Annotated in this window: 7 protein-coding genes and 2 pseudogenes; 7 read left to right on the top strand and 2 right to left on the bottom strand. The window is 30.8% G+C overall.

Annotation, left to right across the window (positions count from 1 at the left end; all coding sequences use genetic code 11):
• The 7 genes and pseudogenes from G7Y56_RS18515 to G7Y56_RS18035 form a co-directional block, all read left to right on the top strand.
• Window positions 1–773 (top strand): annotated as a pseudogene (locus G7Y56_RS18515) (hypothetical protein); the annotation flags it as partial.
• Window positions 757–2,178 carry a restriction endonuclease subunit S gene (locus tag G7Y56_RS18055; protein WP_165045816.1) on the top strand — a complete coding sequence of 474 codons (1,422 nt, stop codon included), beginning with the start codon at window positions 757–759 and terminating at the stop codon, window positions 2,176–2,178. The pseudogene G7Y56_RS18515 and the gene G7Y56_RS18055, both read left to right, overlap by 17 nt.
• A gap of 3 nt (window positions 2,179–2,181) precedes the next feature.
• Entirely contained in the window at window positions 2,182–3,666 is a 1,485-nt protein-coding gene (locus G7Y56_RS18050) for a hypothetical protein (RefSeq protein ID WP_165045814.1), read from the top strand.
• Between the two features lie 199 nt (window positions 3,667–3,865).
• Entirely contained in the window at window positions 3,866–4,018 is a 153-nt protein-coding gene (locus G7Y56_RS18785) for a hypothetical protein (RefSeq protein ID WP_255498812.1), read from the top strand.
• Between the two features lie 254 nt (window positions 4,019–4,272).
• Complete coding sequence (locus tag G7Y56_RS18780) at window positions 4,273–4,419, top strand: DUF5655 domain-containing protein (protein WP_370457719.1); 147 nt, start codon at window positions 4,273–4,275, stop codon at window positions 4,417–4,419.
• A gap of 383 nt (window positions 4,420–4,802) precedes the next feature.
• On the top strand, window positions 4,803–5,117 hold the full coding sequence (locus tag G7Y56_RS18040; RefSeq protein ID WP_165045812.1) for a hypothetical protein: 315 nt from the start codon (window positions 4,803–4,805) through the stop codon (window positions 5,115–5,117).
• 229 nt (window positions 5,118–5,346) lie between these two features.
• Window positions 5,347–5,571, top strand: coding sequence for a hypothetical protein (locus G7Y56_RS18035; protein WP_165045810.1), 225 nt, complete (start codon window positions 5,347–5,349; stop codon window positions 5,569–5,571).
• A 255-nt stretch (window positions 5,572–5,826) separates the two neighbouring features.
• Here the strand turns inward: G7Y56_RS18035 and G7Y56_RS18030 are convergent, their stop codons facing one another.
• Complete coding sequence (locus G7Y56_RS18030; RefSeq protein WP_165045808.1) at window positions 5,827–6,396, bottom strand: DUF6642 family protein; 570 nt, start codon at window positions 6,394–6,396, stop codon at window positions 5,827–5,829.
• Window positions 6,397–6,399: 3 nt separating this feature from the next.
• Window positions 6,400–6,592: pseudogene (locus G7Y56_RS18025) on the bottom strand (site-specific integrase); the annotation flags it as partial.

The following is a 6,592-nucleotide window of genomic DNA, read 5'->3' as shown; positions in this document are numbered from 1 at the left end:
AGGAATTTATAATGTTAATATTTGTTAGTAAAATGCAGGGCTTTATTAGAAGCTCTAGCGGATTTTACTTAACCGGTGGTATACTTTTCAATTATTTTAGTGGACTACTTTTCAATTATATTATACATCATAGGTTCTTGAAACCTGACGGATATTTAGCTATTGTTATACCTGATGGCATATTAACAAACAGCAGTATGCAATATGTAAGAGATAAAATAGAAAGTATGTTCCGCATTCTAGCTGTAGTTTCATTACCACAAACTGCATTTATGGCAAATGGAGCAGGGGTAAAAAGTTCTGTGCTTTTTTTGCGGAAAAATTCTACTAAAATAGAAGAGGCTATTATATCAAAAAAGGAAAGAATTAGACAGAATATACTCAAAAGCAATAATTACATAGAGACTATTAAAAATTGGGATAAAGAGATTAACGAGGCTATAAAGGAATTAGAGAAAAAAGCAAAGGAAGAGAACCCCGATTTTGATAAAAAACAAATAGCGGAATTAATAAAGGGCGAAAAAATCGAATTACAAGAAAAACACACAATAAGAAAATCTGAATTGCAAGACTTATTGATAGATCAAGCAGATGAGAAGATAAAGGAAGAAATCGAATCGCAAGGAAAGGCTATTAACTATCCTGTATTTATGGCTATTGCTGAAGAGATAGGGTATGATGCAGCAGGAAAAGAAATAAAGATAAATGAGTTAGATAAGATTGCCCCAGAGCTAGAACAATTTATAAATGAAGTGAATGATGGCAAAATTTAATTTATCCTCTCATACCGATTCAAATAAGGTATTTCTTGTAAATAGAGCTGATTTAAGTGGTCGGCTTGATCCTTTCTATTATCAGCCCGAAATAGCAGAACTAGAAAAAAGAATAAAGAAAATATCGAATAAAAAACTAAGAGACTATATTATTCGCATATCTAGTGGTGCAACTCCATCTGTAAAAGAAGAGGAGAAATATTATTCGGATAAAGAAAACGGAATTCCGTTTCTAAGAGTTCAAAATCTTCAAACAAATAGTGAATTATCACTAGATGATGTGAAGTATATCAATAAAGAGACCTATGAAGGGGTGTTAAGACGAAGCCAAGTTGAGGAAAATAATTTACTCGTAAAAATAACAGGCGTGGGACGCATGGCAATAGCATCAGTTGCACCAAAAAATTTTATAGGAAATACAAATCAACATATAGTTGTTATTAAGACGGCAAGTGAAGAAGTAAGCCGATATTTGGCAAATTTTCTGAACCTTGATATTACCGAAAAATTAGCATCACGCCGAGCGACAGGAGGAACGCGTCCTGCATTAGATTACCCTGCACTAAAATCTATCCCAATAGTTGAAGGAATAGATTTCAATATTTTAGAAGAAGCCGAAAAAAGAAAAAAAGAACTGGATATTAAGGCTGAAAAACTATTAAACAGTATTGATGATTATTTGTTAGGTGTGCTAGGTATTACTATGCCAAAAAGAGAGACCAGTCTCAAAAATCGAATTTTCACTGTTCATTTTAAGGATATTTTAGGAAAGCGTTTTGACCCTAACTATAATAGCAAACTGGAATACCTTTTATCACAAAAGGCAAGTTTCAATTATTTATATTTAAAAGATTTAATAGAGAAAGCACCTCAGTATGGTGCTAATGAGGAAGCTATAGATGGTAATTCAAATTCAGACATAAGATATATAAGAATTACAGACATTGATGAGTTAGGGGTTTTGAAAAAAGAAGGTTGGAAAACAGCTCGAAATATTAATAAGCAATATTTGCTAAATTATAACGATTTACTATTTGCAAGAAGTGGGTCTGTTGGTCGTTGTTATATTCATAAAGAAACAAGTGAAGATGCTATTTTTGCAGGTTATTTAATTCGTTTTGTTATAAACAATGAAAAAGTTAATCCAGACTTTCTTTTTTATTACTGTAACTCTAAAATATATAAATTTTGGGTTAGTGCTATAGAACGTCCAGCAGTGCAATCAAATATAAATGCAGAGGAATTCAAGTCATTACCTATTCCTCTCCCGCCACTCAAAAAACAAAATAAAATAGCTAAACATATCCAAAATATAAGACAGAAAGCAAAAGATATACAAACAGAAGGGGAAGAAATATTGGAAGAGGCCAAACAAAAGATAGAACAAATGATATTAAATTCTTAAACTATGATAATACGAGGAATAATAGATAGGAGCCTAGACACTGTTACCTGTATTAGAGGATTTGCTAAATTTCAAGATTTGGTAAATATCTCTGAGCCTAAAGAATATCAACGTGATTTGGACAAAGAGCATAAAAAAGAAATTGAAGGTTTCTACAAACAGGCAGAATTCCTCTTTTTCCCCGAAGTGATTCTTAGTTATAAAACTAACTCAGACCATGACAACATTACATTAAAGGCTAGTACCAATATTGATATTTACAAAGTGGAAAACAATACCAAAATAAAGTTTTCAAAAAAACGGATTGACTATAAAGGTACTTCTGATATTCGAGAAAAAGAATCAATTGAATTAATTACTATAGAAATAGACGATAACTTCATTACAGACAAAAAACTTTTTAGTCGTATTGATGGTAACCATCGTTTAAAAGCAGGAGAAAAAATGCCACCCTATTTTGGAGATTATAATACGCCTTTTTGTATTATTCTACTAAATGATGATAGTGCAGACCTAGCATTCGAAAGTGTTATTTTCCACAATATTAATACGAAAGCTAAAAATTTAACATCAGAAGAAAATTTGAAAGTGTTGTTACGAAGTGAATCTTTTGATGATGAGCAGTTGAGGACAAAATTTGGATGGGAATATTACGCTGTTCGTCAAATTTTCAATCAACTACCGTTACAGCAAATATCAGAGGTTTATCCCAACTTGGGAGCAGATTTTTTATCTCAACCTATGTCTTTTACAAAAAACGTAGTGGACTTATTAGTTGAGAACAAAATCATAAATAAAAATAGAGCAGGAGTGGAATCTATCAACGGAGCTCTTTCTATAGTCAATCAGGAATTCTCAAAATATCCAGTACTAAGGGAAATGAACGGTATTGCAGTTACAGTTGCTGCAATATACTTGCAAATTTCAAGCTTTTCCATCGATTCTTTTTTACAATGGGTAAAAAAGAATCATATATATGTGATTGATGATTTGAAAAGCAAATCGCTAATTGATATTTATAAAAAGATACAGGATGCTAAGAAAAAAGAAGTATTTGTATCTATGCAATTTTCAGACGACACCCAAAGACATTATGAAGCAATCGTAAAAGCTGTAAAAGAGGTAAATGAATTTTATACTCAAAAGATAGAAATAAAACCTATTAGAATAGATAAGAATCACAGGGGATATTCTTATGACATAAATACGGAGATTTTAAACCTAATAGAAGATAGTGGATTATTTATTGCAGATATCTCTATTGCCAACCCAAATGTTTATCACGAAATAGGCTATCTAATGGGGCTTAATCAAGGGAAAAAGCTTCCTCACGAAAACTTTATACTCATAAAAAGTGATGAAGATAAGTTTAAGAATAACAAAGTCGGCTTTAATATAACAAGTATTCAACAGCTAAGATTTTCTAATGATTTGGAGCTAGTAATGAAACTGAAAGAACAAATTGCTATATTTTATGATTTAAAATAATTTCTATGCAACTATACCACTAACAGAAAAGCGCATTATCAGGCTAGAGAGAGAAACCTTTTAAACTTGAAAAAGATATACAACGACTATTTGAATCTAATTTAGAACAAATAACAGGTTTTAAGCTTGTCAAATTTGAATTTATCATAAAAATAGTCGGATTGATACACTTGCTTTTGATAAAGAGAACAAAGCTTTTGTGATTATCGAATATAAACGAGAACGAAATGATGGTGTGGTAGATCAATGCTTATCATACCTCAATTTGATGTTGGAGTACAAAGGTGATTTTATTGTAGAGTATAACGAATCATACAATAAAAAGCTGAAAAGAACAGATATAGACTGGTAACAGAATAAAGTGATATTTGTTGCCCCATCATTTAACAACTATCAAAACAATCATCAAACTTTAAGGATTTACCTAACTATGGGAACCAAAACGATTTGAGAATGATATAATCGTAGTCAACCCAGTAAAAAGATCACAATATGCACCAAGTTTTGAGTAAGTTCAGTCTTCTAAGGATGATTCCACTATTGGTAAAGTTGTGAAAGAAATAAAGGTTTACACAGAGGGAGCATTTAGAAGGTAAATCAGAAGAGATAAAAGAATTATACGAAAGTTATAAATCAGCTATTTTAAATTTACCTACAGAAATAGAAATAGTCTCTCTAAAACAATACATTGCATTTAACAGAGGGAGTAATATTGTTGATGTTGAGATTCAAAGTAAAAGACTTAAATTTTGAATTAATATAAAGAAGGGTGAGCTTGACTATCCTAAAAATCTTACAACAGATATATCAGATATAGGGCATTGGTGGAATGGAGACTATCAACTAACTGTACCAGATACAAAAGACCTTGAATATATAATGAGTTTGATAAAACAGGCTTTATAAGTAAGAATCTCAAAATTATATTCTCTTTACATTTACACCCATGATAGACCGTATTGTATTCCGAATCGAAAATTATAATTTAGACGAGTTAAAGAAGCGATTATCCTTAGATGATCCGATTTCTGTAAACTAAGAAACGAAAGAAGTAAACAAAGGAACATATTTAAGAAATCTCAGATTAGTTGTTTTATCAAGTGTAGAATTAAGTTTAAAAGGCCCATTACATAAGTATGCAAAAGGGGGATGTAATTATCTCATTTACATCTAAAGAGGCACAGAAAACAACTACAGAAATATATAGACAACTTGATATTCCCTTAAATAAACTCATCCTTACCAATATTGAAATAGGTGTTAATATACAAATTTCGGAAGACCCGATGAATTATATTAATACTATACGATATTATAACAAGAAGTATCGTTTCTCTCCAATGAAGCCACTAACTAAAACAAACAACATTAAAGATGTATTTTGTGAATTTTCGGAATACGAAATAAAACTTTTGAATCGACACATCGTAAAAATGAAGCTGAAAGAGTAAAAGCTCCTACAAATATTTTACGCTATGAAATAGCATTATCATCCAAACAATTCTTTATGCTAAGATTTAGATTTTAAACCTTTAACAGCGGAGCATTTATTGAATCCTCGTTTTTATTCCAGATTTGTGGGGGTATTCCGAAAAATATTCTCCAATAGTAAGATTTAATGACATTGAAGTAAATTACACAAAACTATCCCCCGAAGAAGCTAAACAATATATATTTACTATGTCTGAAAACTACCCTTACTATTTAGATTATCTTAAGAAATATCAAGGAGAAAAAGAATTTCGTAAAGAAGTACGGGCAAATGATAATTTCTTCAAGAAAATAGAACCATTGAAAAATAGTCGATATGAAAATGAACTAAAAAAAAAGTTCGAGAAAACGATGTCTGAAATGATGGATGCAAAATTAAGCAGTTCTGAAATAAAGGAATTACTCATACTTTGATAAAAAGTATTCTCAAATCCAATAAGTAGGAAAATTTACATAAAAAATAAACAAATAGCATAAAAGCAGAGAGATAAACGCTGTGATGTACATTATGGGTAAACAATAAATGCCTGTAAAAACATTATAGCATATTTATTATACTTAATATACAAAATACAATCCTAAAATAGGTATAGTGGCTATTTTATATAATATTACCAATAGAGGTTTACCCATAATGTACATCATAGCTATTCATGGCTATAACATGTGCTAATAAATTACAAACCTCAATTTATTATCTACCAGTTGAGGAGATAATCTAAAAAATTCCGTATCTATTCTCCTAACAGATTTATACCTCTGCAACAAATCAAAATAAACCAATTCAAACGCACAGGCCTCAATATAATCTACATCTTTACGATAACCCGAAATAAACTGGCAATTTGTTGTAGTAATAAAATTTTGAATATTCTTTTCCGAAGTACGCAAAGTAGAGCAACTTCCAAAGTGTACGATTTTGTTGGCTAATTTGCCCTCTAAAGCTGTTGCAATCTCTTTTAGTGTTATGTATCCATTCCCGACAATGATTCGATTTGTGCGACCGTGAAACGCCAAATATAATATTGTGTAGTTCTTATAATATCCTTTCGTGAATTGTTCAAGTCTGTAAAAGAATTCTTCTTTAGTATTACATTTATGATATATGTATTTAACATTGGAAAAAGTACGGAGTAATTCAAGCATGGGTTTTACACTTTGATGACTTCTTGGATTCTTATTCCAGTTGCCCTCTAAACAGTAGATATATTTTTCGTATGTCCTATTACATTGTTTCAATACTTAAAGCATAATATCATTAAACACATCATAAAAACGTGGCAAATCCTGTTCTCTTATTATTTCGTCATTGTAGACCTCTAACATCTGAATACTTCTGTGTCTGCTATACTTCGATACAGTCAGTAGTTCGCCTTTATATGATTTTATCAATTTAGTTATAAAAAAATGACGGAAGCCATGGGTGCTTCCGTCA

Source organism: Dysgonomonas sp. ZJ709, from assembly GCF_011039195.1.
GTDB lineage: Bacteria > Bacteroidota > Bacteroidia > Bacteroidales > Dysgonomonadaceae > Dysgonomonas.
Note: the sequence above shows the minus strand (reverse complement) of the source record. Positions and strands in the feature narration are given on the sequence as shown.

Bases quoted from the DNA above. Each gene is read 5' to 3' on its own strand.
- G7Y56_RS18055 (WP_165045816.1), top strand. From the start codon at position 757: ATGATGGCAAAATTTAATTTATCCTCTCATACCGATTCAAATAAGGTA.
- G7Y56_RS18050 (WP_165045814.1), top strand. From the start codon at position 2,182: ATGATAATACGAGGAATAATAGATAGGAGCCTAGACACTGTTACCTGT.
- G7Y56_RS18040 (WP_165045812.1), top strand. From the start codon at position 4,803: ATGCAAAAGGGGGATGTAATTATCTCATTTACATCTAAAGAGGCACAG.
- G7Y56_RS18035 (WP_165045810.1), top strand. From the start codon at position 5,347: ATGTCTGAAAACTACCCTTACTATTTAGATTATCTTAAGAAATATCAA.